Source organism: Lysobacter yananisis (genome assembly GCF_031199375.1).
GTDB classification, from domain to species: domain Bacteria; phylum Pseudomonadota; class Gammaproteobacteria; order Xanthomonadales; family Xanthomonadaceae; genus Lysobacter; species Lysobacter yananisis.
Map to the genome: position 1 here is coordinate 1,242,501 of NZ_CP133568.1, position 26,842 is coordinate 1,269,342.

Below are 26,842 nucleotides of genomic sequence, written 5' to 3' on the forward strand. Positions count from 1 at the left end.
ACCGCATCACGAATTCAGGTTAATTGGGGGTTAAACGAAACTGTACCCGTCGGTGGCGAAAAACCCTATTCAGGACAAGGGTTTGACGCGTACTGCTCGCGTGTCTATGGTAACGCCGCTACGTAGCCTTCACACCTCGTCCGAGGATTCCTTCCATGACAGTACCCGAGCAGGCTTCCAGTGTGGGCGCCGAACGACGCGAACGCCTGAAAGCCCTGCGGGAAAAGGCACTGAAACGGAAGGTGCTGGCGCGCCATCTGTCCGACGGCTTCAACGGCCGCTGGAGCGGGCGCCAGTGGGTCCAGGCCGGTCTGTTCGCGACCCTGGGCATGATGGTCGCCGCCGTGGTTCCCGGTTTCAGCCAGTCCACCGCGTCGGTGCGCGCGCACGAGCCGCGTCAGTCGCTGGCGCTGGCGCTGCCGCCGCTGACCCTGGCCCGGCTCAAGGGCGAGACCGGCGACAGCTGGCAACTGGTGCGGGTCAACCGCGGCCAGACCCTGGGTTCGGTGTTCAAGGACATGGACATTCCCAAGTCCACGATGAGCCAGATCCTCGAGCAGCCCGGCGCGCGCGAAGCGCTGATGCGGATGAAGCCCGGCACCGAGCTGGGCTTCGACATTCCGGTCAACGGTTCGCTGCGCACCTTCCGCTACGACCAGGACGAAGGCCACCGGGTCGAGCTGAGCATCGCCGGCGACAAGGTCACCGACAAGAAAGTCATCGCCCGCCAGAGCCAGGTCCGCACCGTGGTGCTCAGCGGCAAGGTCGGCAAGTCGCTGTTCCGTTCGGCGCGCAAGGTCGGGCTGACGCCGGCCAACATCAACACGCTGACCGACGACATCTTCAAGTACGACATCGACTTCAACGAGGACGTCGGCACCGACGACCGCTTCAGCGTGGTGGTCGAGCAGACCTGGCGCGAGGGCGAGCTGATCAGCACCGGCCCGATCCTGGCCGCGACCTTCACCAGCGACGGCAAGCTGCACACCGGCTTCCGCTTCGACCGCGGCGGCAAGCCCGAATACTTCACCGGCGACGGCCGCCCGCTGAAGAAGAGCTTCATCCGCATGCCGATCCCGTACGCGCGCCTGACCTCGGGCTTCGGCACCCGCCGGCACCCGGTGCTGGGCAGCATCCGCATGCACGCCGGCGTCGATTACGCGGCCGGCACCGGCACGCCGATCATGGCCGCCGGCGACGCGCGCGTGCAGTTCGTCGGCTGGAAGGGCGGCTATGGCCGCGCGGTGATCCTCGACCACGGCCGCGGCTACACCACGCTGTACGGCCACATGTCGAACTTCAGCAAGATCAAGCCGGGCCAGCGCGTGCCGCAGGGCACGGTGATCGGCTACGTCGGCAGCTCCGGCATGGCCACCGGGCCGCACCTGCACTACGAATTCCGGGTCAACGGCGTGCACCGCAATCCGCTGTCGATCACCATGCCGCCGCCGGAGCCGCTGAGCGGCATGGCGCTGGCGCAGTTCCGCCAGCAGACCGCGGTGGCGCTGGGGCGCATCCGCCAGGTCGAGAACATCATCTACGCCGATGCCGGCCCGGCGCCGGCCGCGGCGCCCGCGGTCGCCGCGGCGGCGGTCGCCAAGACCGTGGCGGTGGCCAAGACCAAGGGCAAGAAGAAAAAGACCTCGCGCGGTTGAACGGCGCGACGGTCGCAACGACAAGGGCCCTGCGGGGCCCTTTCGTTTTTGTGCGGATACCGGGATGCTGCGGCGTTGCGCATGACACCGCATACGCGCGGCGCGACGCGCGGAACGATCACGATCAAGCGCCGGCGAGCGCTACTGGAAGGCATTCGTCATGGTTGAGAATTCTTCGGTCCCGGCTGAAACAAGCGTCGCTACGCCCAGCGCAGGCCTTGGGGGCATTCGTCGTGATTGAGAATTCTTCGGTCCCGGCTGAAACAGACGTCGCTACGCCCAGCGCAGGCCTTGGGGGCATTCGCCGTGGTTGAGAATTCTTCGGTCCCGGCTGAAACAGACGTCGCTACGCCCCACGAAGGCCTTTATCTTGGCCTGATCTCCGGCACCAGCGCCGACGGCATCGACGCCGCCCTGGTCCGCTTCGAGGCCGGCGCCGCGCCGACCCGCTGCGAGTTGGTGATCGGCCGCACCTACGCCTGGGACGCGGCGCTGCGCGAGCGTCTGGTCGCGCTCGGCCAGGGCGGCGACGCGCGCTCGCTGGAAGAGTTGGGCACGCTCGACATCCAGACCGCCGAGGCCTTCGCCGCGGCCGCGCGCGCCCTGCTCAAGGACGCCGGCGTGGCGCCCGGCGAGGTCGCCGCGATCGGTTCGCACGGCCAGACCGTGCGCCATCGCCCGGCCGGCGCGGCCTTCGACGGCCGCCATCCCTTCACCTGGCAGATCGGCGACGGCGCGGTGATCGCCGAGCGCTGCGGCATCGCCACCGTGGCCGACTTCCGCCGCCGCGACGTCGCCGCCGGCGGCCACGGCGCGCCGCTGATGCCGGCCTTCCACGCCGCACTGCTGGGCTCGCCGGACGAAGACCGCGCCGCGCTGAACCTCGGCGGGATCGCCAACTTCACCCTGCTGCCGGCGCGCGGCGCGGTGCGCGGCTTCGACACCGGGCCGGCCAACTGCCTGATGGACGCCTGGGCGCTGCGCCACCTGGGCACGGCGTTCGACGCCGACGGCGCGTTCGCGGCCCGCGGCGAGGTCGACCCGGCGTTGCTGGCGCGGCTGCTGGACGAACCGTGGTTCGCGCTGCCGCCGCCGAAGAGCACCGGGCGCGAGCAGTTCCAGCTGGACTGGGTCGAAGCGCGCCTGGGCGGCGGCGAGCGGCCGCAGGACGTGCAGGCGACGCTGCTCGAGCTCAGCGCGGTCACCATCGCGCAGGCGCTGCGCGCGCAGCAACCGGCGACCCGGCGGGTGCTGGCCTGCGGCGGCGGCGTGCGCAACGGCGCGCTGCTGGCGCGGCTGGCGGAGCGGCTGCCGGGCGTAGCGGTGGAGACGACCCAGGCCTATGGGCTGGACCCGGATTTCGTCGAGGCGATGGGCTTCGCCTGGCTGGCGCGGCAGACCCTGGCGGGATTGCCCGGGAACCTGCCGAGTGTGACCGGCGCGCGCGGGTTGCGGGTGCTGGGGACGGTGCATCCGGCGGGGTAGGTCGTTTGGCCGGAGGCCGCTGCAGGAGCGGCGCGAGCCGCGATGCGGGCGGTTGGGAGACGCGGCGGTGCGGGTACGCGGCGCACCCCAGCGATCTGGCTTCGGGATGTGCCGCCGTGGTTGTGTTGGCGCGGTCGCGGCTTGCGCCGCTCCTACAGGGAGTGGCCGAAGCTGCCGGAAGCCGCTGTAGGAGCGGCGCGAGTCGCGACGCGGGCGGTTGGCGGACGAGGCGATCGGGGACCTGGCGCGACTCGGCGATCCGGGCTCCGGGATGCGGCGGCGCGGTTGCGTCGGCGCGGTCGCGGCTCGCGCCGCTCCTACAGGTCAGCCCCGGCAGTGCGCCGCGCGCGCCTCAGCCCTCGCGGTTCGGGCGGAATTCTTCCAGCAGTTCCAGGCCGCTGAGGTCCGGGCCGATCGGGCGCGGCGCCGGGGCGTCCTGCGGGTCGGCGCGGCCGATCAGGGCGAAACCGGGGTCGCTGGGAATGCCTTCCATCGCCGCGATCGCTTCCTGCAACGCGCGGCTGTCGTGGTCTTCGAAGCGGCCGGCCATCTCGGCCTCGACCGCGAACAGGCCGGTCTCGATCAGGTGCAGGGCGGTGCGCTGCAGGCTCCAGCCGCGCGCTTCCGCCACCCGGCGCAGCCGGTCGGAGAGTACGGGGTCCAGGTTGTGCAGGATGATGTCGGTCACTGTGTGGCAAGTTGCCATCCCGACCCCGCGCTGCGCAACACGAAATTGGCTGAACCGCGTTCACCGGCACGACTTCGCCGGCACCTTCGCCGCGGCGTTCAGGCATGCGGGACGCTGACGGGCGACGGCCGGCGCAACGCCAGGACGATGCACAGCGCCAGCGCCGGCACGCCGACCAGGGCGGTGCCGACGAAGAACAGCGCATAGCCCTCCAGCAGGGTGCGCCCGGCGGCCAGTTCGGTCACCGCGACCCCGGACAGGCCCTTGAGCAGCTTGCCGAGCAGGGCGTAGAACGAGCTCAGCAGGGCGTACTGGGTGGCGGTGTAGCCGATGTTGGTCAGGCTCGACATATAGCCGACCAGGGCCACGCCGGCGTAGCCGTTGCAGAAGTTGTCGATGACCATGGCCGCGGTGAACACGCGGGCGTCGTTGCCGTGCAGGGCCAGGTAGGCAAAGGCCAGGTTCGAGAGCGGGCCGAGCACGGCGCCGGCGATCAGGGTCGGGATGAAGCCGTAGCGCACCGCGGTCAGGCCGGCTGCGGCGACGCCGGCGACGGTCGCGACCAGGCCGAACGAGCCGCGCACCGCGCCGACGGTTTCCTTGTCCATCTTCAGGTCGGCGTAGAACGGGTTGGCCATCGGCCCGAACAGGAAGTCCGGCAGCCGGTACAGGCTGATCGTCAGCAGGATCAGCAGGGCCAGCCGGCCGTGCTGGCGGAAGAACGCCACGAACGGGCCGATCACCGCGTCGAACAGGCCGCGCGCGGTGAACAGCGCCGGGTGCGGGCCGGCGGCGGCGATCAGGCTGGCCTGCGGCTCGCGCGCGCGCAGCGTGGCGACCACGCCGACGCCGAGCAGCAGCGCCATGATTTCGTAGGACAGCGACCAGCCCGCGTGCGCGGCCAGGATCAGGATCAGCGAGTCGGTGACCAGCAGCGCGCCGCGGTAACCCAGGGTCGCGGTCGAGGTCAGCAGGCCCTGCTGCTCGGCGCTGTCGGCGCTCTCGATGCGCCAGGCGTCGATGACGATGTCCTGGGTCGCCGAGGCGAACGCCACCACCAGCGCCAGCGCGCCGAACACCAGCAGTTGGTCGAGCGCGACGCCGGCGAAGAGCAACTCGCCCTGGCGCGGCTCGACCAGGGCCATGCCGATCAGGGCGGCCGCGGCGACCAACTGCGACAGCAGCATCCAGCCGCGGCGGCGGCCGAGCCAGCGGCCCAGCACCGGCGCGTCGATCTTGTCGACCAGCGGCGCCCACACGAACTTCAGCGAATAGGCCAGGCCGACCCAGGACAGGAACCCGATCGTGCTGAGCTCGATCGCGTTCTCGCGCATCCAGTAGCCCAGGGTGTTGCCGACCAGGTAGATCGGAATGCCCGAGCTGAAGCCCAGCAACAGCATCGCCAGCACCTTGGGCTGGCGCAGGTTGGCCAGCACCAGCCGCCAGCCCTTGCGGGCCGGCGGCGAAGCGGCGCCGGCCGGAGCCGGAGCGCCGGCCTCAGAGGTCATAGTCGACCGTGAACGGGGCGTGGTCGGAGAAGCGCGGTTCCTTCAGGATCGAGCAGCCGCGCAGCTTGCCGCGCAGGCTGGGAGTGGCGAACTGGTAGTCGATGCGCCAGCCCACGTCGTTGGCGCGCGCGGCGCCGCGGTTGCTCCACCAGGTGTAGTCCTGGCCCTCGGCCTTGAGCGCGCGGTAGGCGTCGACCCAGCCGCTGTCGTCGGCGCACACGCCGTTGAGCCAGTCGCGCTCCGGCGGCAGGCAGCCGGAGTTCTTCTGGTTGCTGGTCCAGTTCTTGATGTCCAGGCGGCTGCGCACGATGTTCCAGTCGCCGCACAGGACGTAGTCGCGGCCGCTGGCCAGCCACTCGTCCAGGATCGGCTTGAGCCATTCCATCACTTCGAACTTGAAGCCTTGGCGCAGCTCGCCGGAGGAGCCCGAAGGGATGTAGAACGAGACCACGCTGAGGTTGCCGAAGCGCGCCTCGATGTAGCGGCCCTCGTCGTCGAACGGGGCCCAGCCCAGCGCGGTGCGCACTTCGTCGGGCTCGCGCTTGGCGTAGATCGCCACGCCGCTGTAGCCCTTCTTGGTGATCGCGTCGCGGAAGTAGGCGCGGTAGCCCTCGGGCAGGAACTCCGGGCCGGCGAGCTGGTGCTCCTGGGCCTTGGTCTCCTGCACGCACAGCACGTCGGCGTCCTGCGCCTTGAACCAGTCGAAGAAACCCTTGGTGGTGGCCGAACGCAGGCCGTTGGCGTTGAAACTGATGATGCGCATGCGCGTTCCGGGGCGGGAAGTGCGCACGATCATAGCAACCGGCCGGTCGCGGGTATCATGCCGCGCATGAGCGTGTGCCGCCCATGAGCCTTTCCCCCGACAGCGCCGCCCCGGCGGACGCGCGCGCCGCGCCGCCCGCCGTGCGCGTCGGCGTGGTCTCGCCGATGCTGGCCCCGGCCGTGCGCATGCTGCAGGTCGCGCCCGAACAGCTGCCCTTCGTCGGCGATACCGCCTACAACCTGGAGCAGACCCGGCTGGACCCGCACAGCGAGGCCATGGCGGTGCTGGTCGGCGAACGCGTGGTCGGCTTCTACCGCCTGGATTTCAGCGTCGATGCGATCGCCGGCCGCGCGCTCGGCGAACCCAGCGTCGGCCTGCGCGCCTATGCCATCGACCGGCGCGAGCAAGGCCGCGGCTACGGCACCGCGGCGATGCGCGCCTGCGTCGAGGACCTGCGCCTGCGCCATCCGCAGCGGCGCCTGCTGGCGCTGACGGTCAACGTGCGCAACCTCGCCGCCATCGCCGCCTACCGCAAGGCCGGCTTCGCCGACACCGGCGAGCTCTACCACGGCGGCTCGGCCGGCCCGCAGCACCTGATGCTGCTGCGGCTGGCGCCGCCTTCCCCCTCCCCCACTGCGACCGCGCCATGACCGACCACCGCACCCGCTTCCTGCAACTGGCCCTCAAGGCCGACGCCCTGCGCTTCGGCGAATTCACCCTCAAGTCCGGCCGGGTCAGCCCGTACTTCTTCAACGCCGGGCGCTTCGATTCCGGCGCCGCGCTGGCCGGCCTGGCCGGCTGCTACGCCGACGCGATCGACGCCGCCGGGCTCGACTTCGACCTGCTGTTCGGCCCCGCCTACAAAGGCATCCCGCTGGCCACCGCGCTGGGCTGCGAGTACGCCGGCCGCGGCCGCGACCTGCCGCTGGCGTTCAACCGCAAGGAAGCCAAGGCCCACGGCGAGGGCGGCATGCTGATCGGCGCGCCGCTGGCCGGGCGCCGGGTGCTGATCGTCGACGACGTGATCACCGCCGGCACCGCGATCCGCGAAGCGCTGGGCCTGATCCGCGACGCCGGCGGCACGGTCGCCGGGATCGTCATCGCCCTGGACCGGCAGGAAGCCGTGGACCCTGCACAATCCCGACGCTCGGCGGCAGAAACTGTCGCAATCGAACACGGCCTGCCGGTGATCGCGATCGCCACCCTCGACGACCTGCTCGCCTTCACCGGCGCCAGTGCCGAGTTTTCCGCCCAGCGCGAGCGCCTGCTCGCCTACCGCGCCGCCTACGGCCGCGAGGCCTGAGCGCCGGCGCCGCGCCCGGCCCGCGGGGGTCGGGCGCAGGCGTAAAATTGTGAATTTCGTCACAAGTAATTTCCGGGCCATGGCCCGACTCTTGCGTCAACGCCTCTTCGACAGACAGCCCGAAGGCGAGAACGCGACATGAAAGCCACGATTCCCTTGCTCGCCGCCGCGGTGGCGCTCGCGTTGGCCGCCCCGCTCGCCGGCGCCCAGACCGCGCCCAAGGCCAAGAAGCTGTACTGCTGGAACGAAGACGGCCGCAAGGTCTGCGGCGACGCGCTGCCGGCGCATGCGGTCGACAGCGCGCGCACCGAGATCAGCGCCAAGAGCGGCCTGGCCACCGCCCAGGTCGACCGCGCGCTGACCGCGGACGAGCGCGTCGCCGCCAACCAGGCCGCGCGCGCGCAGCGCAGCGCGGATCTGGCGGCCGAAGCGCTCAAGCGCCGCGACCGCGCCATGGCCGAGTCCTACGCCACCGAGGAAGACCTGCGCAAATCCTTCCAGGAGCGGATCGTGCTGCTGGACGAGACGGTCAAGGCCTCGCAACTGGGCATCGAGGGCCGCCGCCAGACCGTGCTGAGCCTGCTGCGCAAGGCCGGCGAGGCCGAGCTCAACGGCAAGCCGGTCAGCAAGGTGCTGGCCCAGAACGTGCGCGGCCAGCACGACGAACTGCTGCACCAGCAGGAGGTGCTCAAGCAGCAGTTGCTCGAGCGCAGCCTCGCCGACGAAGACCTCGCCACCGCGCTGCAACGCTACAACGCGCTCAAGACCAAGAACGCACGCGGCGGCTGAGCCGGCGACGCGGCGACCGCCGCGAGCTCCCATCGCCGAAAACCAAAACGCCGCGGCGGGCCGCGGCGTTTTCGTTTCTGCAGTCGGTGCGTGCCGGTGCGGGCAAGGCGCGGGTGGACGCAGGTTCTCGGCGCGACCGGCCCGCGACGCGGACGGCGGCCTCGCCGCCGCCTTCGAGCTACGCCCGGCCTCGAGCTACGCCCGCATCGGGCCGGCGCCCTCGAGCGCCGGTCCCCGCGAGGGCGCCGCGGCTCAGAACGGCAGCGCCAGATCCGGCTTGATCGCGTGCAGCTGGGCCCGGAACAGCCCCTGGATGCGCTCCATCGCGGCCTGGCTGTCGGCGTCGAAACGCATCACCAGGATCGGCGTGGTGTTGGACGCGCGCACCAGGCCCCAACCGTCGGGGAAATCCACCCGCAGACCGTCGATGGTCGACAGCCGCGCGCCCTCGAACGACGCCTCGTTGCGGAAGCGCTCGACGAAGCTGTGCGGGTCGCCGTCGGGCGCGTCGACCTTGATCTCCGGAGTGGCCACGCCGTTGGGCAGCGCGTTGAGGGTCTGGCTCGGGCTGTCGGGCTGCGCGGCGAGGATCTCCAGCAGGCGCGCGGCCGAGTAGATGCCGTCGTCGAAGCCGTACCAGCGCTCCTTGAAGAAGAAGTGGCCGCTCATCTCGCCGGCCAGCTCGGCGTCGGTCTCGCGCATCTTGGCCTTGATCAGCGAATGCCCGGTCTTCCACATCAGCGGGCTGCCGCCGTGGCGCAGGATGTGGCCCGGCAGGCGGCCGGTGCACTTGACGTCGTAGATGATCATCGCGCCCGGGTTGCGCTCGAGCACGTCGGCGGCGAACAGCATCAGCAGGCGGTCGGGGAAGATGTTCTGGCCGTCGCGGGTGACCACGCCGAGGCGGTCGCCGTCGCCGTCGAAGGCGATGCCCAGGTCGGCGTTGAGGCGCTGCACCATCTTGATCAGGTCGACCAGGTTGTGCGGCTCGCTCGGATCGGGGTGGTGGTTGGGGAACTCGCCGTCGATCTCGCAGTACAGCGGGGTGACCTCGGCGCCGATCGCGGCCAGCACGCGCGGGCCGATGTCGCCGGCCACGCCGTTGCCGGCGTCGACCACGACCTTGAGCGGGCGGTCGATCTGGATGTCGGAGGCGATGCGCTGGACGTAGTCCTCGGAGATGTCGCGCTCGGTCAGCGTGCCCGGCTCGTCCGCGGTGTGCAGGCGGCCGCCGACGATGCGCCGGTACAGGTCGGTGATGGCGTCGCCCGACAGGGTCTCGCCGCCGACCACGATCTTGAAGCCGTTGTAGTCCGGCGGGTTGTGGCTGCCGGTCAGCGACACGCAGGAGCCGGCGCGCAAGTGGTAGGCGCCGAAGTAGGTGACCGGGGTCGGCGCCAGGCCGATGTCGGTAACGTTGCGGCCGGCCTTGCGCAGGCCGGCGATCAGGCCGTCCATCAGGCTCGGGCCGGACAGGCGGCCGTCGCGGCCGACCACGATTTCGCTCAGGCCCTGGTCGTGCATGACCGAGCCGACGGCGTGGCCGATCATTTCGGCGATGCCCGGATCCAGGTTCTGGCCGACCACGCCGCGGATGTCGTAGGCGCGGAAGATGCCGTTGTCCACGGCCAGCGGCCGCGACGCGGCCTGGGAGGTGTTCTCGCTCACGGTCACTGCGTTCGCTTCGGGTAAGGGGGCGCTCATGGTCTCAGCCAGCGTCTGAACAGGACCTTCGTCCTCCACCGGGCCGCCCGCCCGACCCAGGCGCTGGCGCACGCGCACCAGCACGAACGCGAGCAGCGCCAGCACCACCGCGGCGATGAAGCACGGCAAGGCGCCCATGCCGAGCGGACCGCCGGCGATGTCGGGCACCGCCGCGGCCACGCGCAGGTCGCTGCCGGGGATCTTCGCCGCCAGCGCTTCGGCGCCGTTGTTGAGCGCGGTGTCGCCGCGCTCGATCACGCTGAAGCCGCCCTGGCGCAGCGCCAGGTAGCTGTCGCTGCCGAGGTCGGCCTTCTCCACGCCGTCGCCGACGCGCTGCAGCGGCAGTTGCACGTAGGCCACGCCGACCAGCTGCTCGCCGACCCGCGCCGGCGCCGCCATCGCCAGCACCGCTTTGCCGCCGTCGCGCACGATCGCCGCCATCGGCTTGTCGGCGACGATCGCCGCCTCCATCGCCCCGAGCCGGCCGTAGCCGCTCTTGGGCAGGGCCGCGTATTCCTCGGCCAGGTCCGGCGGCAGCACCGTGCCGGCGCTGGCGCCGGGCCAGTTCTTGCCGAGTTCGGCGCTGGCCGCCTTGAAGTCGCCGGCCTGCAGCGCCGCCTGCATCGGCGCGGACTCCAAGCGCTCGCGCAGGCGCTTGTGTTCGGCGCCGAGCGCGTCGTGGGCGCTGCTCACGGCCGCGTCGCGCACCTGCAGCAGGTCGGCGCGGCGCAGGGCATCGCGGTGCTGTTGCACACCGGCCCAGGCCATCCACAGCGCCAGCACGCCGCACAGCGCGGCCGCCGGCAACAGCGCGGGCCTGAGTTGCGCCGCGGAGATCTGCGGCTTTTCCAGCTTCACTTCGACCATAACCTGCAACCTTCCCCTCAGAGTGTTCTGTCCCGGGCCGGCGGCCAGCGCCGCCCAGTCTGCCCCGCCGCCCGCGGCCGCGTCCGTCGACTGCGCCCCGGCATCGGCCGAAAGCGCGCATCGAACGCACGGTCGCGGTCCGTCGCGGCGGGTCCCCCGGCCCGCGCGGCGATCGTGCCGATCGCGGCGGGCATCCGCAAAGTCACAAGCACGATGCGTGCCAGCTTCGCGCGAGCGCCCTCCCCCAGGGCCGCCGCGCGGGATTCAGCGCACGCCGGTATGGCCGAAGCCGCCCTCGCCGCGCTCGCTGGCCTGGAACTCGCTCACCACCTGCAGGCTCGCGCGCACGATCGGCAGCACCACCAACTGGGCGACCCGGTCGCCCGGCTGGATCGTATAAGCCTCGCTGCCGCGGTTCCACACGCTGATCAACAGCGGTCCCTGGTAATCGGCGTCGATCAGGCCGGTGCCGTTGCCGAGCACGATGCCGTGCTTGTGGCCCAGGCCGGAGCGCGGCAGCACCACCGCGCACATCGCCGGATCGCCGACGTGCACCGCCAGGCCCGAGGGCAGCAGCGCGGCGTCGCCGGGCTGCAGCGTCAGCGGTTGTTCGAGCGCGGCGCGCAGGTCCAGGCCGGCGCTGGCCGGGGTCGCATACGCGGGCAACGGCCATTCGCCGCCGAAACGCGGGTCGAGGATCTTCAATTCCAGGGTGTGGTGCATGCGGTCTTCCGAAACGAACGGTATTTCAAGAACGACGGCGCGCCGGGGCTCAGGCCGGCCAGCGCGCCAGGATCAGGTCGAGCAGTTGGTCGGCCAGCTCGGTCTTCGGCGCCGGCCCGAGCGCGAGCGCGCCGTCGCGCCAGTACACGGTCAGGGCGTTGTCGTCGCTTTCGAAGCCGCTGCCGGACACGCCGACGCGGTTGGCCGCGATCATGTCGACTTTCTTCTTCTCCAGCTTGCCGCGGGCGTAGAACTCGACGTCGTGGGTCTCGGCGGCGAAGCCGACCACCACGGTCGGACGGCGCGCGTGCACCGCGACCTCGGCCAGGATGTCGGGCGTGCGCACCAGCGCCAGGGTCAGCTGCTCGTCCTTCTTCTTGATCTTGCCCGGGGCGATCTCGGCCGGGGCGTAGTCGGCGACCGCGGCCGCGCCGATGTAGACATCGGCCGGGAGCTGGGCGATCACCGCCTCGCGCATCTGCCGGGCCGAGCGCACGTCCACCCGCTCCAGGCCGGCCGGGGTCGGCAGCGATACCGGGCCCGCCACCAGCACCACCTGCGCGCCGCGGCGCGCGGCGGCTTCGGCGATCGCGAAGCCCATCTTGCCGCTGCTGCGGTTGCCGATGAAGCGGACCGGATCGATGTCCTCGTAGGTCGGGCCGGCGCTGACCACGATGCGGCGTCCGCCGAGGCTGGCGGCGCTCATGCGCGGGCCTCCTGGACCAGGGCGGCGGCTTGCTCCAACGCAGAGACGATTTCGTGCGGTTCGAGCAGGCGCCCGGGGCCGGATTCGGGCTCGGCCATGCGGCCCTCGCCTGGGCCGAGGAAGCCGACTCCGCGCCCGCGCAGGGTGGCGACGTTGGCCTGGGTGGCCGGGTGGCCCCACATGCGGTGGTTCATCGCCGGGGCGATCGTCACCGGCGCCTCGGACGCCAGGCACAGGGTGCTGATGAGGTCGTCGGCGAAGCCGTGGGCGAGCTTGGCGATCATGTCGGCGGTGGCCGGCGCGATCAGGATCCGCTGCGCCCAACGCGCCAGTTCGATATGGCCCATCGCCAACTCGGCGGCCTCGTCCCACAGCGAAGTGCGCACCGGCTGGCCGGACAGCGCCTGGAAGGTCGCCGGCCCGACGAAGCGGGTGGCGTTCTCGGTCATCGCCACGCGCACCTGGGCGCCGGCGTCCTGCAGGCGGCGCACCAGGTCGGCGGCCTTGTAGGCGGCGATGCCGCCGCAGACGCAAAGCAGGATGCGTTGGGCGTGCAGCGGCGGGGTGGGGTCTTGCGCCATGTTCGGCCGGGCTCGCTGGAGTTCTTGCTGACGGGTGTTCGCGTTGCGGGCGGAACGACTCGGCCGGCCGCGGCGGCCCGGCGATTTCCTACCTCCGCCCAAGCCGATAGCTTACCCGATGGGCCGTCGCGCCCCGATCACGCCGCGCCGTCTTCGCCGCCACGATGCGGCCATGCGAATCCAAGAATGGCCCAGCGCGGAGCGGCCGCGCGAAAAACTCCTCGCCCGCGGCGCGACCACGCTGTCGGACGCCGAATTGCTGGCGTTGATCCTCGGCTCGGGCGTGCGCGGCCACGACGCGGTCGGCACCGCCCGCCGCCTGCTGAACGAACACGGCCCGCTGCACGCGTTGCTGGAGCAGCCGCCGGCGCGGCTGCTGCGCATGCGCGGCATCGGCAAGGCCCGCGCCTGCGCGCTCAAGGCCGCGCTGGAACTGGCCGCGCGCAGCCAGATGGCGGAGCTGGAACGCGGCAGCGCGGTCACCGATCCGCCCTCCGCCGGCCGCTATCTGGCGCAGAAACTGCGCGGCCGCCCGCATGAGGTGTTCGCGGCGCTGTTCCTCAACAGCCGCCACGGCGTGATCGGCTACGAGGAGCTGTTCCAGGGCACCGTCGACGGCGCCGAGGTGCACCCGCGCGAAGTGGTGCGGCAGGCGCTGCAGCACAATGCCGCGGCGGTGATCGTGGGCCACAACCACCCCAGCGGCAACGCCGAGCCCAGCCCCGCCGACCGCGCGGTGACCCAGCGGCTCAAGCAGGCGCTGGCGCTGATCGACGTGCGCCTGCTCGACCATTTCGTGATCGGCGACGGCAAGCCGGTGTCGATGGCGATGCGCGGCTGGATCTAGCGGACGGCAGTCGGCGGACAGGCGTCGGCAGGCAGCGGACGCCGGGATCCGGCCGCAACCGCCGTTCACCGTTTCCTCACCGCGTCCGCTATCTCCTGGCCGCCCCGCCCAGCCAGCCCGGAAGCGAGTAAAATGCGCGGTTCCGCAACGCCCCGCGAAAGCGCATCTCCCGTGAAAACCACCCTCCACGCCCTGGTCGCGCAGGCCATCGACGCCCTGCGCGACGCCGGCACCGTGCCGGCCGACCTGTCCACGCCCGACTTCGTGATCGAGCGACCGAAGAACCGCGGCCAAGGCGACTTCTCCACCAACGCCGCGATGCTGCTGGCCAAGCCGGCGCGCGGCAATCCGCGCGAGCTGGCGCAGAAGCTGGTCGCCGCGCTGCCGGCGAACGCCGACATCGCCAAGGTCGAGATCGCCGGCCCGGGCTTCATCAACTTTTATGTCGACGAAGCCGCCTGGCGCCGCCAGATCGGCGAGGTGTTCGCCCAGGGCGCGAACTACGGCCGCAACGCCAGCGGCGCCGGCCGCCGCGCCGGGGTCGAGTTCGTCTCGGCCAATCCGACCGGACCGCTGCACGTCGGCCACGGCCGCGGCGGCGCGATCGGCGACTGCATCGCGCGCGTGCTCCAGGCCAACGGCTGGGACGTGATGCGCGAGTTCTACTACAACGACGCCGGCGTGCAGATCAACAATCTCGCCGTCTCGACCCAGGCGCGCGCGCGCGGCCTCAAGCCCGGCGACGAGGCGTGGCCGGAAGGCGCCTACAACGGCGACTACATCGGCGACGTCGCCCGCGCCTACCTCGACGGCGCCACCGTCGAGTTCGAGAACCACGCCGTCACCGGCAAGGGCGACATCGACGACCTCGACGCGATCCGCCAGTTCGCCGTGGCCTACCTGCGCCGCGAGCAGAACGAGGACCTGGCCGCGTTCGGCGTCGGTTTCGACGTGTACTTCCTGGAAAGCGCGCTGTACGAGCAGGACAAGGTCGAGGAGACGGTGCGCGAGCTGGTCGCCCACGGCCACACCTACGAGGAAGGCGGCGCGCTGTGGCTGCGCTCGACCGACTTCGGCGACGACAAAGACCGGGTGATGCGCAAGTCCGACGGCAGCTACACCTACTTCGTGCCGGACGTCGCCTACCACCTGAGCAAGTGGCAGCGCGGCTACGAGCGCGCGATCACCGAACTGGGCTCGGACCACCACGGCTCGCTCGCGCGCGTGCTCGCCGGTTTGCAGGCGCTCGATGCCGGCATCCCGCAGGGCTGGCCGGAATACGTGCTGCACCAGATGGTCACGGTGGTGCGCGGCGGCGCGGAGGTGAAGATCTCCAAGCGCGCCGGCAGCTACCTGACCCTGCGCGACCTGATCGACGAAACCGGCCGCGACGCGGTGCGCTGGTTCCTGATCGCGCGCAAGCCCGATTCGCAGCTGACCTTCGACATCGACCTGGCGCGTTCGCAGTCGATGGACAATCCGGTCTACTACGTGCAGGTCTCGCATGCGCGCATGCACGGCCTGGTGCGGCAGCTGAACGAACGCGGCCTGTCCTACGACCAGGCCCACGGCCTGGCCCAGCCGCTGGATCTGGACGACGTCGCCGCGCACGAGCTGATCGTGACGATCCTGCGCTACCCCGACGTGGTCGCCGCCGCCGGCCGCGACCTGGAACCGCACCAGGTGGCCGCCTACCTGCTGGAGTTGGCGCAGGCCTTCCAGACGTATTACAACGATCACCAGTTCCTGGTCGACGACGACGCCCAGCGCCACGCGCGGCTGGTGCTGGCGATGGCGACCCGCCAGGTCCTGGCGAACGGTCTGGAACTGTTGGGGATCCACGCCCCGGAGGTGATGTAAGTGGCGGCACGACGCGGCAAATCGCAGGCCAAGCGCAACAACCAGGGCAACGACAGCCTGCCCGGCTGGGCCTGGGGCGTGCTCGGGCTGCTGCTCGGGGTCGTGCTGATCCTGGTGGTGCCCAAGTACTTCAAGGCCGACGGCAAGGGCGACGGCTTCTTCCGCCCGCAGCCCAACCCCGACGCGCAACCGGCCTCGGTCAGCGCCGAGGAGGACGCGGTCGCGCCGGAAGGCAGCGCCAGGCCGGCCCGCGCCGAGGCCCAGGCCAAGGCGGACAAGCCCAAGGGCGCCGCCGACAAGACCAAGGACGGCCCCGAGTACGATTTCTACAAGATGCTGCCCGGCAAGGAAGTGGAGATGAGCGACGCCGAGCTCGCCGCCACCGAAGCCGCCGAAGAGCAGCGCCGCGCCGCCCAGCAGCGTCGCGCCGGCCAGACCGCCGCGGCCCAGCCGACGACGGCCGCGACGGCCGCCGCGCCGGCTTCGGGCCCGGTCGCGACCACCCTGCCCAAGCCGGTCGACACGATCGCGCCGGCGCCGTCCAAGCCGCCGGCCCAGGTCGCCACGGCCACCGCGCCGCCGGCGTCGTCGGTCGCGCCCAAGCCGCCGGTCGTGGCCGCCGCCCAGGGCACGCCCGCCGCCACCGCGCCCGCAACCGCGACGGTCGCCGCGGCCGCCGCCCCGGCGGTCAGCGACAACACCCGCTACCTGCTGCAGGCCGGCGCGTTCCAGGCCTCCGGCCAGGCCGAGGAAATGAAGGCCAAGATCGCCATGCTCGGCCTCGGCGCGCGGGTGGAATCGGCGCAGATCGGCGGCAAGACCGTTTACCGCGTGCGCATGGGACCCTACGGCACCGCCGGCGACCTGGCCGACGCCAAGCGCAAGCTCGCCGACGGCGGCCTGCCGGGAATGGCGATCAAGGTCCAGTAAGGCCTCGCGCCGCCTCGGATTCGACCGCGGCGGCAGGGCTTTCAATCCCGACGCTCAAGGCGCATCGGGATTGCCTTCAGGCCCAGTGCTGCTGGCGAAGTGAGAAGGGCCTTCAGGTCCGCCACTCTTGATGCAGTGAGAAGGCCTTCAGGTCCTCCGCTCTTGATGCAGTGGGAGGGCCTTCAGGCCCGATGCCTTCCATTCGGATCGCAGCGATCTGCGCCGAAAGCGTCGGGCCTGAAGGCCCTCCCACGATATTCGCCCGCGGCACCCGCCGCTTCCGCCCGCGGACGCAACCCGGAATACCGATTGCACGCAACCGCGCGTCGGCGTACGGACGCCTTCCGGCAGCGCGTCCGGCCACAGCGCGACGACGGTCACCCTGCCCCGCACAGGCGCCGCATAGACTTCGCCGGCTGATTGCACGTCGCTTGGGGATGGGATGGACAAACGCATTCTTCTGGGCTGCCTGGGCGGGGCAGGCATGCTGTTGCTGTTCGGATTGCTGACCAAGCTGTTCGGCCTGGATGCGCGCCAGGCGATCGACACCGGCATCGGCCCATTGCCCCTGATCGACATCCTGGCGGCGCTGGTCTCGATGTTCCTCGGCGGCGCGCTGGCCCGCCACGCCCGTTTCCGCTGGATCGCCTTGCTGCTGCCGAGCGCGATGTGGGCGCTGACCTTGTTCGCCGTGGTCGCGATGGCCCAGCCCGACAGCCCACCGCCGATGCGCTCGATCGGCGCGGCGCTGAAGTACAACGCGCTGGCGATCGCGCTGACCCTCGCCGCCGCCTTCGCCGGCGCCCTGCTGGGCGAACGCTTCGGCCGCAAGCGCTTCGGCGCGCTCGGAAGCGACGGCCTGATGCGCCGCTGAAACTTCGGCGGCGTTTTTCCCCGCGGCGGAAATGCCTGCATCCGCGTGTAGGAGCAGCGCAAACCGCGACCGCGCCACCGCGCCTGCGACGATCCCGGCCTATCGCCGGTAACCGAGGCAGTGGCGCGTCGTTCGATCGCAGACGAGCGCGCGCCATACGGTGGTCTGTGGCGTGCGAACCCCATCCTTGCCGATCGGCGACGTCGAGGCGCGCGCGGGGCTTGCCGCTGCGTTGCAGCGGGCTATCGGCTGGAATCGTCGCAGGCGCGGTGGCGCGGTCGCGGCTTGCGCCGCTCCTACAGGGGGCAGGCGCGGGTTCGCGGCGGCGGCAGCCATCGTTGTGCCGGCACGGGCTGCCGGCGGGAATCGTCGTAGTTGCGGTGGCGCGGTCGCGGCTTGCCCCGCTCCTACAAGGAGCGGGGCGGATTCACGGCGATTGGGTGCGCGCCGCCCGGATTGGCCGGGCGGCGCGATGGCGCGGGCTCAGGCCGCGTCGCTTTCGGCTTGGGCGCGGACGCGCTTGAGCGCGATCAGCGCCGAGGTGTCGGCTTCTCGGCTGGAATCGTCGCAGGCGCGGTGGCGCGGTCGCGGCTTGCGCCGCTCCTACAGGGGGCAGCCGCGGGTTCGCGGCGGCGGCAGCCATCGTTGTGCCGGCACGGGCTGCCGGCGGGAATCGTCGTAGTTGCGGTGGCGCGGTCGCGGCTTGCCCCGCTCCTACAAGGAGCGGGGCGGATTCACGGCGATTGGGTGCGCCGCCCGGATTGGCCGGGCGGCGCGATGGCGCGGGCTCAGGCCGCGTCGCTTTCGGCTTGGGCGCGGACGCGCTTGAGCGCGATCAGCGCCGAGGTGTCGGCTTCTCGGCTGGAATCGTCGCAGGCGCGGTGGCGCGGTCGCGGCTTGCGCCGCTCCTACAGGGGGCAGCCGCGGGTTCGCGGCGGCGGCAGCCATCGTTGTGCCGGCACGGGCTGCCGGCGGGAATCGTCGTAGTTGCGGTGGCGCGGTCGCGGCTTGCCCCGCTCCTACAAGGAGCGGGGCGGATTCACGGCGATTGGGTGCGCGCCGCCCGGATTGGCCGGGCGGCGCGATGGCGCGGGCTCAGGCCGCGTCGCTTTCGGCTTGGGCGCGGACGCGCTTGAGCGCGATCAGCGCCGAGGTGTCGGCTTCGCCGTAGCCGCGCTCGATCAGTTCGGCGTAGTCGGCCGCGGCCTGGTCGAGGGTGGCGGTGCGGATGCCGGTGTCGCGGGCGATGCCCTGGACGATGCGCAGGTCCTTGAGCATGTGCTGGCACTTGAAGCCGGGCGCGAACTCGTCGCGCAGCATGGTCGCGCCGCGCTTGTCGAGGAACCAGTTGCTGGCCGCGCCGGCCATCAGCGTCGGCAGCAGCTTGTCCGCGTCCAGGCCGAGCTTCTCGCCCAGCGCCAGGCCTTCGCACACCGCTTCGTTGATGCCGGCGACCAGCACCTGGTTGATCGCCTTGGTCGCCTGGCCGGCGCCGGTGCCGCCCATGTGGGTGATACGCGCGGCGTAGCTGGCGACGATCGGCTGCACGCGCTCGAACTGGGCCGCGTCGCCGCCGACCATGATCGACAGCTTGCCGTTGCGCGCGCCTTCCACGCCGCCGGACACCGGCGCGTCGAGGAAGCCGATGTCGTGCGCGCCCAGCGTCGCCGCCGCGCGGCGCGCGGTCTCGACCGAGACGGTCGAATGGTCGACCACGATCGCGCCCGGCTTGAGCACCTCGGCCAGCGCGGCCACGTTCTCCAGCACGTCCGCGTCGAGCGACACGCACAGCACCACCACGTCGCAGTCGGCGAAGTTCGCCGCCGACCGCGCCGCGCGCACGCCCAGTTCCGACGCCAGCGCGTCGGCCTTGGCCTGGGTCCGGTTGCCGACCGCGGTCAGCCCCCCCGTGGCGTGTATGTAGCGCGCCATCGGCGCGCCCATCGCTCCCAGACCGATCACCCCTGCTTTCATTTCGAACCTTCTGCCCGTCCGGGCGCTGATTGTTGCCAAACCATGATGCGGCATCGCCGCGTTGCGCGCTCGGTCCGCTGTCGCGACCCGGCGCTCGCGCCCGGGCCGGTGCCGGCGGCGCAGGGGGGAGATCCCGTTCCCGGCCGCCAGTCGCGCCAGCCGCCGGCGTCCCTAAACCGTTCATTGCCGCCACCGGGCGGCGGCCCGCAGGCCGGTCCGCGGCGCGGCCGCCCGGGCCCGGGCAGGCGCCCGCCGGGCGCCTCAAGCCCGATTCAGGCGGCCTGCCACTCGTAAACGTCGACCCGCGAGGACCCGGTCAGGTGCAGCGGATCGGCGAAAGCCAGCACCCGCGCCTCTTCCAGGTCGACCGCGCGCAGGACGTAGGCGCCGCCGGTCTTGTCGCCGAAGCCGCCGGACAGCTCCAGCCGCGCCTGTGCGCGCAGGCCGTCGAGGAACTCGCGGTGCGGGCCGATCTGTTCGGTGTCGAACTGCGGCAGGCGCATGACCATGACCAAATAGCGGTTCATCGCGCCTCCTCAGGCCAGCGGAGTGTCGTCGAGATAGGTGTAGCCGGTCAGCCCGGTCTCCAGCGCCGCTTCCAGGCGCGCGGCCTCCTCGGCCGGCAGGCCCGCGGCGGCGACCTTGGCGCTGTAGGCGGCGCGCAGCTCGGCCAGCTTGTAGCCGACGTAGTCGAGCATCACGTCGGTGGTGTCGCCGCGGCGCTGCTGGGCGAAGCGATAGCCGTCGCCGTCCACGCGCACTTCCAGCGCGTCGGTGTCGCCGAACAGGTTGTGGATGTCGCCGAGGATTTCCTGGTACGCGCCGACCAGGAAGAAGCCGAGCCGGTAGCTCTCGCCCGGCTTGAGCGCATGCAGCGGCAGCGAGCTGTCCAGGCCTTCGGTCTCGACGTAGGTGTCGATCTTGCCGTCCGAATCGCAGGTCAGGTCGGCGATCACGCCGCGCCGTTGCGGCTTCTCGTTCAAGCGCTCGATCGGCGCGATCGGGAACACCTGATCGATCGCCCACACGTCCGGCATCGACTCGAACACACTGAAATTGACGAAATACTTGTCGACCAGGCGCTCATTGAGCTCGTCGAGCAGGTCGCGGTGGCTCTTCTCGCCCACGTCCAGGCGCGCGCGCACGGCGTGGGCGATCGCGTAGAACAGATCGTCGATGCGCGCGCGGTGGGTCAGGTCGATCTGGCCCAGCGCGTACAGCGACAGGCCTTCGCCGTGATGGTGCTGGGCTTCGTGGAACAGCTCCACCGCCGGGCGCTGGCCGAGTTCGTCGTGGATCTCGCGCAGGTGGCGGATCACCGCCGGCTCGTCCTCGTGCGCGGGCGGCACCCGGCCTTCGGGCGCTTCTTCAATCTCCGACACGTTCGCCACCAGCACCGCGTGGTGCGCGGTCATCGCGCGGCCGCACTCGGTGACCACGCGCGGCGGGGTCAGGCCGTATTCCTGGCAGGCCTCGGCCAGCGGCTGGACGATGTTCGAAGCGTATTGATTGACGCCGTAGTTGATCGAGCAATAGCTGCGCGAACGGGTGCCTTCGTAGTCGATGCCGAGGCCGCCGCCGACGTCCATGTAGCGCACCTTGGCGCCGAGCTTGGACAGTTCGACGAAATAGCGCGTGGCCTCGCGCATGCCGTTGGCGATGTCGCGCACGTTGGAAATCTGCGAGCCCATGTGGAAGTGCAGCAGGCCCAGGCAATCCTGCAGGCCGTTGTCGCGCAGCTGCTTCCACAGGTCCAGCACCTGGCGCGGGCTGAGGCCGAACTTGGCCTTGTCGCCGCCGCTGTTCTGCCACTTGCCCGCGCCCAGCGAGGCCAGGCGCATGCGCACGCCCAGGCCCGGCTTCACGTCCAGCGCCTTGGCTTCCTCGAACACCAGCGCCAGCTCGGACGGCTTTTCGACCACGATGTAGGTCTCCATGCCGAGCTTGCGGCCGATCAGGGCCAGGCGGATGTACTCGCGGTCCTTGTAGCCGTTGCACACGATCAGCCCGCCCGGCCGGCTCAGCGCCAGCACCGCCATCAGCTCGGGCTTGCTGCCGGCTTCCAGGCCGAAGCCCTCGCCCGCGTGCGAGGCCAGCGTGCCGGCGACGCCCTGGTGCTGGTTGACCTTGATCGGGTAGACCGCGGTGTAGCCGCCGGCGTAGTCCCAATCCTTCATCGCCTGGGCGAACGCGCTCTGCAGCTTGCCGAGGCGGTCGCCGAGGATGTCGGGGAAGCGCACCAGCAGCGGCAGCTTGGCGCCGGCCGCGCGCGCGGCATCGACCACTTCGGGCAGCGGCACGGTCGGGCCGCGCTCGCCGCGCGGCTTGACCACGATCCGGCCGGCGCCGTCGATGTCGAAGTAGCCTTCGGACCAATGCGGGATCGAATAGGTCTTGCGGGCCTGATCGAGCGACCAGTCGGACATCGGCGCGTTACCGTAGAAAACCGTGGGGAAGGCGCATTCTACAGGCCGCGTCCTTCCGGGGGACCGTCCGCGCGCGGCCCGGATCGGCCGGATCGGCAAAAACCGCCGCGCCGCGGGTCCGCCGGGCGCGCCGGAACCGCCCGCCGGCCGCCCTCGCGACGTGCGTTCATACCGGTCCGCTACAATCCGCGCCCCAAGCCCGGCGCCGCCCGGGCCGCCGCCGGTCCGGCCCGCCGTTCGCCGCCGCCCGCCGGAAGGCCGATCCATCGTCCGAACCCGCGTCGTCTTATTCAGGAGCAAGCGCATGACCAACGAAGCCCAGTGGCATTACGAGAACTTCGAGCCGACCGGCTCGTCCATCGGCTATCGCATCACCCGCAAGCTCGACGAGGTGCAGTCGCCGTTCCAGAAGATCGAGATCTTCGAGACCACCGACTGGGGCAACCTGATGCTGATCGACGGCGCGGTCATGCTGACCACGCGCGACAACTTCCTCTACCACGAGATGATGTCGCACCCGGCGCTGTTCACCCACGCCGCGCCGAAGAACGTGGTGATCATCGGCGGCGGCGACTGCGGCACCCTGCGCGAGGTGCTCAAGCACCCCGGCGTCGAGGAAGCCGTGCAGTGCGACATCGACGAGCAGGTCACGCGCATGGCCGAGAAGTGGTTCCCGGAGCTGTGCGACAGCAACGGCGACGCGCGCGCCCAGCTGCTGTTCGACGACGGCATCGCCTACATGGCCAACCGCCCGGCCGGCAGCGTCGACCTCATCATCGTCGATTCCACCGACCCGGTCGGCCCGGCCGAGGGCCTGTTCAACAAGGCGTTCTACGACAGCTGCTTCCGCGCCCTGCGCGAGGACGGCATCCTGGTGCAGCAGTCCGAATCGCCGCTGATGCTGCTCAAGCTGATCCAGGAAATGCGCACCGAGATGGGCAAGGCCGGCTTCACGACCTTCAAGACCCTGCCGTTCCCGCAGCCGTGCTACCCGACCGGCTGGTGGAGCTGCACCCTGGCGCGCAAGGCCGGCGGTTTCGATTTCCGCCAGGCCGACGCCCAGGGCAAGGGCTTCGCGACCAAGTACTACAACGCCGGCATCCACCACGGCGCGCTGTCGACCCCGGCGTTCGTGGCGCAGGCGCTGGGCGAGTAAGCGCTTCGCAGGTTTCGCTGGAAGAAAAAGCCCCGCACTCGCGGGGCTTTTTCATAGCACGACTGTAGGAGCGGCGCGAGCCGCGGCCGCGACACCGCGCTGACGACGCAAACGGCTGCAACGCGGTCGCAGCTTGCGCAGTTCCTACCGATAGCGTCCCGGGCAAGTTCGCGATCCGGAACCCAACCGGGCTCCGGATCGGACTCCCCTCAGCGGAACGCCGCCATCGCCGCCGCGCGCTCGCGCATCACCCGCTCGTTGTCGCGCGTGCTCGTGCCCAGCGGCCGGCTCACGCCGCCGGAGACATAGCTCTGGTCGATCGTGGAGAAATAGCCGATGCGCGGCTGCGGGTTCGAGTTCACCGCCATGATCGTGCGGAAGTTGCCGGTCGAGTTGACGTAGCCGTGTCCGTACGCGAACGGCGTGGTGGTGGAATCGTTGTCGTGGCGCGCGCCGAACAGGTGCGCGGCCTCGTGCACGAAGGTGAAGGTGCTGCACGAATGGTTCTGCACGAAGAAGCCGTTGGCCGCGCTCGCGCCGATCGCCGCGGCCTGGCCGCACAACGCGCCGCTGGGGCTGGTCAGGCCGGTGCGCACGACCAGCGCGACCAGGTCGGCGCCGGTGTTGTCGCGCTCGGTGGTGGCATACGCGTCGTACCAGCCGTCGTTGGTGGTCTTGATGCGCGACACCAGCGTGGACGCGGTGTTGGTCGCCTGGCCCTGGCTGGCGAAGCGCACGCCGGCGCTTTGGAAGCGCACCGCCAGGCCGTTGTTGGCGAACGCGGTGTTCGACTGGGCGATGAAGAACGCAGCGCGGTCGTTGGCCGAGTTCTCGCCGCCGAGTTCGGCCACCGCTTCGGGCGTATAGACCTGCAACACGCGCACCACCGGATCGGCCAGCAAGGCGTTGGCCGAGGCGGACGCGCGCGCGCCGTTGTCGCGCTGCGGCGGCAGGTCGACGTGCGCCGGCGTGTCGTCGCCGCCTTCCAGGCTCGCCGGATCGCGCTTGACCAGGTATTGCTGCGCGCCGTTCTCGGAGGTCAGCAGTTCGTACACCTCGCCGGTGGCGGTGGCGATCTGGCCGGTGACGCGCTCGCCGCGCACCACGAACAGCGCGGTCGACGGCGCCTGCGCGCCGAGCTGGAGCTGGCCGTTGGCCAGCAGCCGGTCCGCGCCCGACCACACCACCTCGCCGTCCGCGGTGCGGTACGACTTGGCCAGCCGCATGTGCATGCGCGCGCCTTCGGGCAGGCTCAGCACCATCTCGCGCTGGCCGTCGACCAGCAGCTTGCGGTCGATCGACACCGCCGCCGCCCAGTGCGCGCTGTTGCCGCGCAGCATGCCCTGGACATGGGCCGGAACCGCGGCGGTCGCCGCGGCGCGCGAAGGCTGCGCGCGGAACAGTTCCGGCGCCGTGGCCGATTGCGCGCCGGCGAGATTCGCCGCGGCCGCGATCGCGCCGGCGATGGAGGCTACCAACAAGGTCTTGCGCATCTGAGTTCTCTCCTCAACGTTGCAGCGATGATGGGCACCGCGGCGGCGATGGCCGCGCGATGGGTTCATGGCCGCATCGCCGCTTGCCGGTCGCGTCGGGGCGATGGCGCAGGGGCGCGGTCGAGCTACCGCGAACGCTGCTGAGCTTAGGCACGCGGCGCGGCGGCCGAATCGAGCGCGCAAGCGCCGCGCGCGCCGCGAAACACGGGGCGCATCACATATTCACGGTTTGATACTTCCGGGCCGCGCAGGTCGAAGCCTGCCGATGCGCGCAGCGACGCTTTTATCGGGCCGAACGACCGACAGCCCCGACAGACGCGGAGCTGTCCCAAAGTGTAGGAACTACGCAAGCTGCGACCGCGAAACCACGCTTACTGCGCATGTGCGGCACCCAGGCCGCAACTCGCGCGGCGTCCGCCAGGCTCAGCCGAACAATTTCGCCGCGCCGACATTGAGCGCATAACCGCCCACGGTCAGCGTCGCGAACAGCACCGCCGCCAGCAGCATCGGCTTGGCGCCGGCCTGGCGGATCGCGCCGATGTGGGTGCGCAGCCCCAGCGCGGCCATCGCCATCGCCAGCAGCACCGTGTCGAGCTGGATCAGCGCGGCCTTCCATGCCGCTGGCAGCAGGTGCAGCGAATTGATCCCGCTGACCGCGACGAACAGCAGCGCGAACCACGGGATCACGATCTTCGACCGGGTTCCGTCCGCGCCGGCGCCCGCGCCCAGGCGCGAGGACAGGATCAGCAGGAACGGCGCCAGCAGCATCACCCGCAGCATCTTCTCGATCACCGCCGCCGACGCCGCCTGCTCGCTCACCGCGCGCCCGGCGACGACGACCTGGGCCACCTCGTGGATCGTCGAACCGGCGAACACGCCGTAGGCATGCTCGCTCAGGCCCAGGTACGGATAGGCCCAGGGGTAGACGAACATGCCCACGGTGCCGAACACCACCACCGTGGCCACCGCCACCGACACCTTGTGCGCCTGGCCCTTGACCACCGGCTCGGTCGCCATCACCGCCGCCGCGCCGCAGATCGCGCTGCCGGCGCCGATCAGCATCGAGGTCTCGCGGTCGAGCTTCAGCCAGCGCGTGCCCAGCCAGGTGCCCAGGCAGAAGATGCCGGCGACCACGACGATGTCCACCGCCAGCCCGGCCGCGCCGACCCCGGCGATCTCCTGGAAGGTCACCCGCAAGCCGTACAGCACGATGCCGGCGCGCAGCAGCATGGCCTTGCTGAAGTCCACGCCGCTGCCGACCCGGCCGGCGATGGCCGGAAACACGGTGTTGCCCGCGGCGATGCCCAGCACGATCGCCAGGGTCAGCGCGCTGAGCCCGGCCGCCTGCAGCGCCGGCAGCGCGGCCAAGCCCATGGCCGCGGCCGCGATCGCCGCCGCCAGCGCCAGTCCGGGCCAGAACCCCGGTTGCCGGTGCGCGCCTTGCGGGGCGGCGGGGACGGGCGAGGTCGGAGTCAGGGCGGCGGACACGGCGGCGTACTCGATGCGGAAAGGCGGTGCCACGGTAGGCCCGCCCCTTTTCGGAGTCCAATACATATAATTCAACGATCCATGAGTTGAGCTCATAGCCATGAACCTGCACCTGCTGCGCGTGTTCCTGACCGTGGTCGAGCAACAAGGCTTCTCGCGCGCGGCCGAGGCGCTGTTCGTCAGCCAGTCGGCGGTGTCCAAGGCGGTGCGCGAACTGGAGCACCAGCTCGACCTGCCGCTGCTGGAACGCACCGGCAGCGACGGCAAGGCGGTGCGCGGCGGCGTCCACGGCATCGCCCTGACCGACCACGGCCGCGCCGTGTTCGAGCACGCCCGCGCGATCTTCGCCCTGGAACGCATCGCCACCGAGGACGTGCGCGACCGGGTCGAGCTGCGCCAGGGCCGGCTGCGCATCGGCGCCAGCACCACGGTCGCGGCCTACTGGCTGCCGCAGCAACTGGGTCCGTTCGTGCGCGCGCATCCGCGCCTGACGACCGAACTGGCGGTCGCCAACACCGAGGAAATCAGCCGCGCGGTGATCGACTGCACGGTCGACATCGGCTACGTCGAAGGCAGCGTCGAGGACCCGCGCATCGCCGTCGCCCACTGGCGCGACGAACCGCTGCGCCTGGTCGCGCCGGCCGACAGCGCGCTCGGCCTGCGCCGGCGGCCGTCGATCGGCGAGCTGTCGCGCCAGACCTGGCTGTTGCGCGAGCCCGGCTCGGGCACCCGCCAGGTCGCCCAGTCGCTGTTCGCCGCGCGCGGCATCGCGCCGGAACGGACCATGGAGATCGGCAGCAGCGAGGCCATCGCCCGCGCGGTCGTCGCCGGCGTCGGCATCGCCCTGCTGCCGGCGACCGTGGTCGCCGACCTGATCCTGATGCAGCGCGTGCGCCCGATCGCGTTGGGCGAGGACGAAACCCTGAGCCGCCCGCTGTACCGGCTGGAACTGGCCAACCGTCCGCGCGCGCCGGCCTTGCAGGCGTTCCTGGAATACGAACGCGAGCATTGAGACACGGCGA

The 26,842-nt window shown here is 71.1% G+C and carries 21 protein-coding genes and 3 pseudogenes; 12 read left to right on the top strand and 12 right to left on the bottom strand.

Translation table 11 applies throughout. From position 1 onward, the window contains the following. The first annotated feature begins 155 nt into the window (after positions 1-155). Positions 156-1,655: a M23 family metallopeptidase gene (locus RDV84_RS05305; RefSeq protein WP_057945912.1), complete on the top strand. Its 1,500-nt coding sequence runs from the start codon at positions 156-158 to the stop codon at positions 1,653-1,655. A 306-nt stretch (positions 1,656-1,961) separates the two neighbouring features. Beyond that, positions 1,962-3,140, top strand: coding sequence for an anhydro-N-acetylmuramic acid kinase (locus RDV84_RS05310; protein WP_309152698.1), 1,179 nt, complete (start codon positions 1,962-1,964; stop codon positions 3,138-3,140). 352 nt (positions 3,141-3,492) lie between these two features. Here RDV84_RS05310 and RDV84_RS05315 read toward each other — a convergent pair whose 3' ends face one another. From RDV84_RS05315 to RDV84_RS05325, 3 genes are all read right to left on the bottom strand, one after another. Next, positions 3,493-3,828, bottom strand: a complete 336-nt coding sequence (locus RDV84_RS05315; protein WP_309152699.1) for a hypothetical protein — start codon at positions 3,826-3,828, stop codon at positions 3,493-3,495. A 98-nt stretch (positions 3,829-3,926) separates the two neighbouring features. Continuing rightward, positions 3,927-5,336, bottom strand: coding sequence for an AmpG family muropeptide MFS transporter (locus tag RDV84_RS05320; RefSeq protein ID WP_309152700.1), 1,410 nt, complete (start codon positions 5,334-5,336; stop codon positions 3,927-3,929). Next, complete coding sequence (locus RDV84_RS05325) at positions 5,326-6,099, bottom strand: exodeoxyribonuclease III (protein ID WP_078997312.1); 774 nt, start codon at positions 6,097-6,099, stop codon at positions 5,326-5,328. The genes RDV84_RS05320 and RDV84_RS05325 overlap by 11 nt, the downstream gene beginning before the upstream one ends. 83 nt (positions 6,100-6,182) lie before the next feature. On the opposite strand from RDV84_RS05325, the gene RDV84_RS05330 reads away from it, so the two are divergent. The 3 genes from RDV84_RS05330 (at position 6,183) to RDV84_RS05340 (ending at position 8,191) form a co-directional block, all read left to right on the top strand. Continuing rightward, positions 6,183-6,749, top strand: coding sequence for a GNAT family N-acetyltransferase (locus tag RDV84_RS05330; protein ID WP_057945908.1), 567 nt, complete (start codon positions 6,183-6,185; stop codon positions 6,747-6,749). Next, positions 6,746-7,402, top strand: coding sequence for an orotate phosphoribosyltransferase (gene pyrE, locus RDV84_RS05335; protein ID WP_309152701.1), 657 nt, complete (start codon positions 6,746-6,748; stop codon positions 7,400-7,402). Before RDV84_RS05330 ends, pyrE begins: the two co-directional genes overlap by 4 nt. 138 nt (positions 7,403-7,540) lie before the next feature. Continuing rightward, a complete protein-coding gene (locus RDV84_RS05340) occupies positions 7,541-8,191 on the top strand; it encodes a hypothetical protein (RefSeq protein WP_250448109.1) in 651 nt (216 codons plus the stop codon). Positions 8,192-8,443: 252 nt separating this feature from the next. Here RDV84_RS05340 and RDV84_RS05345 read toward each other — a convergent pair whose 3' ends face one another. The 3 genes and pseudogenes from RDV84_RS05345 to coaBC form a co-directional block, all read right to left on the bottom strand. Then, on the bottom strand, positions 8,444-10,762 hold the full coding sequence (locus RDV84_RS05345; RefSeq protein ID WP_309152702.1) for a phosphomannomutase/phosphoglucomutase: 2,319 nt from the start codon (positions 10,760-10,762) through the stop codon (positions 8,444-8,446). Between the two features lie 264 nt (positions 10,763-11,026). After that, positions 11,027-11,485 carry a dUTP diphosphatase gene (dut, locus tag RDV84_RS05350; protein WP_057945904.1) on the bottom strand — a complete coding sequence of 153 codons (459 nt, stop codon included), beginning with the start codon at positions 11,483-11,485 and terminating at the stop codon, positions 11,027-11,029. Positions 11,486-11,534: 49 nt separating this feature from the next. Beyond that, a pseudogene (coaBC, locus tag RDV84_RS05355) lies at positions 11,535-12,772 on the bottom strand (bifunctional phosphopantothenoylcysteine decarboxylase/phosphopantothenate--cysteine ligase CoaBC). A gap of 172 nt (positions 12,773-12,944) precedes the next feature. Here coaBC and radC point away from each other — a divergent pair. From radC to RDV84_RS05370, 3 genes are all read left to right on the top strand, one after another. Next, positions 12,945-13,619: a RadC family protein gene (radC, locus tag RDV84_RS05360; RefSeq protein ID WP_057945903.1), complete on the top strand. Its 675-nt coding sequence runs from the start codon at positions 12,945-12,947 to the stop codon at positions 13,617-13,619. A gap of 171 nt (positions 13,620-13,790) precedes the next feature. Then, positions 13,791-15,479: an arginine--tRNA ligase gene (argS, locus tag RDV84_RS05365; protein WP_309152703.1), complete on the top strand. Its 1,689-nt coding sequence runs from the start codon at positions 13,791-13,793 to the stop codon at positions 15,477-15,479. Next, entirely contained in the window at positions 15,480-16,409 is a 930-nt protein-coding gene (locus RDV84_RS05370; protein ID WP_309152704.1) for an SPOR domain-containing protein, read from the top strand. It begins immediately after the preceding gene. Between the two features lie 112 nt (positions 16,410-16,521). On the opposite strand, the pseudogene RDV84_RS25860 reads toward RDV84_RS05370, so the two are convergent. Next, a pseudogene (locus RDV84_RS25860) lies at positions 16,522-16,650 on the bottom strand (DUF6053 domain-containing protein); the annotation flags it as partial. Here RDV84_RS25860 and RDV84_RS25865 point away from each other — a divergent pair. Next, positions 16,592-16,918, top strand: a pseudogene (locus RDV84_RS25865) (DUF6053 domain-containing protein); the annotation flags it as partial. The pseudogenes RDV84_RS25860 and RDV84_RS25865 sit on opposite strands and share 59 nt — an antisense overlap. Next, positions 16,894-17,283: a hypothetical protein gene (locus RDV84_RS05375; RefSeq protein ID WP_057945900.1), complete on the top strand. Its 390-nt coding sequence runs from the start codon at positions 16,894-16,896 to the stop codon at positions 17,281-17,283. The pseudogene RDV84_RS25865 and the gene RDV84_RS05375, both read left to right, overlap by 25 nt. Before the next feature lie 1,095 nt (positions 17,284-18,378). Here the strand turns inward: RDV84_RS05375 and RDV84_RS05380 are convergent. From RDV84_RS05380 to speA, 3 genes are all read right to left on the bottom strand, one after another. Beyond that, positions 18,379-19,257 (bottom strand): NAD(P)-dependent oxidoreductase, encoded by an 879-nt coding sequence (locus RDV84_RS05380; protein ID WP_057945899.1) that lies wholly within the window; start codon positions 19,255-19,257, stop codon positions 18,379-18,381. A 272-nt stretch (positions 19,258-19,529) separates the two neighbouring features. Beyond that, positions 19,530-19,784, bottom strand: coding sequence for a YciI family protein (locus tag RDV84_RS05385; RefSeq protein ID WP_057945898.1), 255 nt, complete (start codon positions 19,782-19,784; stop codon positions 19,530-19,532). 9 nt (positions 19,785-19,793) lie between these two features. Beyond that, the gene (gene speA, locus RDV84_RS05390) at positions 19,794-21,683 is read right to left on the bottom strand and encodes an arginine decarboxylase (protein ID WP_250448120.1); all 1,890 of its coding nucleotides are present in this window, start codon (positions 21,681-21,683) and stop codon (positions 19,794-19,796) included. A gap of 304 nt (positions 21,684-21,987) precedes the next feature. Between speA and speE the strand changes: the two genes are divergently transcribed. Then, the gene (gene speE / locus RDV84_RS05395; protein ID WP_078997307.1) at positions 21,988-22,839 is read left to right on the top strand and encodes a polyamine aminopropyltransferase; all 852 of its coding nucleotides are present in this window, start codon (positions 21,988-21,990) and stop codon (positions 22,837-22,839) included. A 209-nt stretch (positions 22,840-23,048) separates the two neighbouring features. Here the strand turns inward: speE and RDV84_RS05400 are convergent, their stop codons facing one another. Both RDV84_RS05400 and RDV84_RS05405 read right to left on the bottom strand, forming a co-directional pair. Then, entirely contained in the window at positions 23,049-24,332 is a 1,284-nt protein-coding gene (locus RDV84_RS05400; protein WP_057945895.1) for a M12 family metallo-peptidase, read from the bottom strand. Positions 24,333-24,755: 423 nt separating this feature from the next. After that, positions 24,756-25,820: a YeiH family protein gene (locus RDV84_RS05405; RefSeq protein ID WP_425606306.1), complete on the bottom strand. Its 1,065-nt coding sequence runs from the start codon at positions 25,818-25,820 to the stop codon at positions 24,756-24,758. A 100-nt stretch (positions 25,821-25,920) separates the two neighbouring features. Between RDV84_RS05405 and RDV84_RS05410 the strand changes: the two genes are divergently transcribed. Then, positions 25,921-26,832: a LysR family transcriptional regulator gene (locus tag RDV84_RS05410; protein WP_309152705.1), complete on the top strand. Its 912-nt coding sequence runs from the start codon at positions 25,921-25,923 to the stop codon at positions 26,830-26,832. Positions 26,833-26,842: the final 10 nt, after the last annotated feature.

What these genes read in the sequence shown, in the direction of transcription:
- RDV84_RS05305 (WP_057945912.1), top strand. Translation starts at nt 156, where the DNA reads ATGACAGTACCCGAGCAGGCTTCCAGTGTGGGCGCCGAACGACGCGAA.
- RDV84_RS05320 (WP_309152700.1), bottom strand. Translation starts at nt 5,336, where the DNA reads ATGACCTCTGAGGCCGGCGCTCCGGCTCCGGCCGGCGCCGCTTCGCCG.
- RDV84_RS05325 (WP_078997312.1), bottom strand. Translation starts at nt 6,099, where the DNA reads ATGCGCATCATCAGTTTCAACGCCAACGGCCTGCGTTCGGCCACCACC.
- RDV84_RS05330 (WP_057945908.1), top strand. Translation starts at nt 6,183, where the DNA reads ATGAGCCTTTCCCCCGACAGCGCCGCCCCGGCGGACGCGCGCGCCGCG.
- pyrE (WP_309152701.1), top strand. Translation starts at nt 6,746, where the DNA reads ATGACCGACCACCGCACCCGCTTCCTGCAACTGGCCCTCAAGGCCGAC.
- RDV84_RS05340 (WP_250448109.1), top strand. Translation starts at nt 7,541, where the DNA reads ATGAAAGCCACGATTCCCTTGCTCGCCGCCGCGGTGGCGCTCGCGTTG.
- RDV84_RS05345 (WP_309152702.1), bottom strand. Translation starts at nt 10,762, where the DNA reads ATGGTCGAAGTGAAGCTGGAAAAGCCGCAGATCTCCGCGGCGCAACTC.
- dut (WP_057945904.1), bottom strand. Translation starts at nt 11,485, where the DNA reads ATGCACCACACCCTGGAATTGAAGATCCTCGACCCGCGTTTCGGCGGC.
- radC (WP_057945903.1), top strand. Translation starts at nt 12,945, where the DNA reads ATGCGAATCCAAGAATGGCCCAGCGCGGAGCGGCCGCGCGAAAAACTC.
- RDV84_RS05375 (WP_057945900.1), top strand. Translation starts at nt 16,894, where the DNA reads ATGCTGTTGCTGTTCGGATTGCTGACCAAGCTGTTCGGCCTGGATGCG.
- RDV84_RS05380 (WP_057945899.1), bottom strand. Translation starts at nt 19,257, where the DNA reads ATGAAAGCAGGGGTGATCGGTCTGGGAGCGATGGGCGCGCCGATGGCG.
- RDV84_RS05385 (WP_057945898.1), bottom strand. Translation starts at nt 19,784, where the DNA reads ATGAACCGCTATTTGGTCATGGTCATGCGCCTGCCGCAGTTCGACACC.
- speA (WP_250448120.1), bottom strand. Translation starts at nt 21,683, where the DNA reads ATGTCCGACTGGTCGCTCGATCAGGCCCGCAAGACCTATTCGATCCCG.
- speE (WP_078997307.1), top strand. Translation starts at nt 21,988, where the DNA reads ATGACCAACGAAGCCCAGTGGCATTACGAGAACTTCGAGCCGACCGGC.
- RDV84_RS05400 (WP_057945895.1), bottom strand. Translation starts at nt 24,332, where the DNA reads ATGCGCAAGACCTTGTTGGTAGCCTCCATCGCCGGCGCGATCGCGGCC.
- RDV84_RS05410 (WP_309152705.1), top strand. Translation starts at nt 25,921, where the DNA reads ATGAACCTGCACCTGCTGCGCGTGTTCCTGACCGTGGTCGAGCAACAA.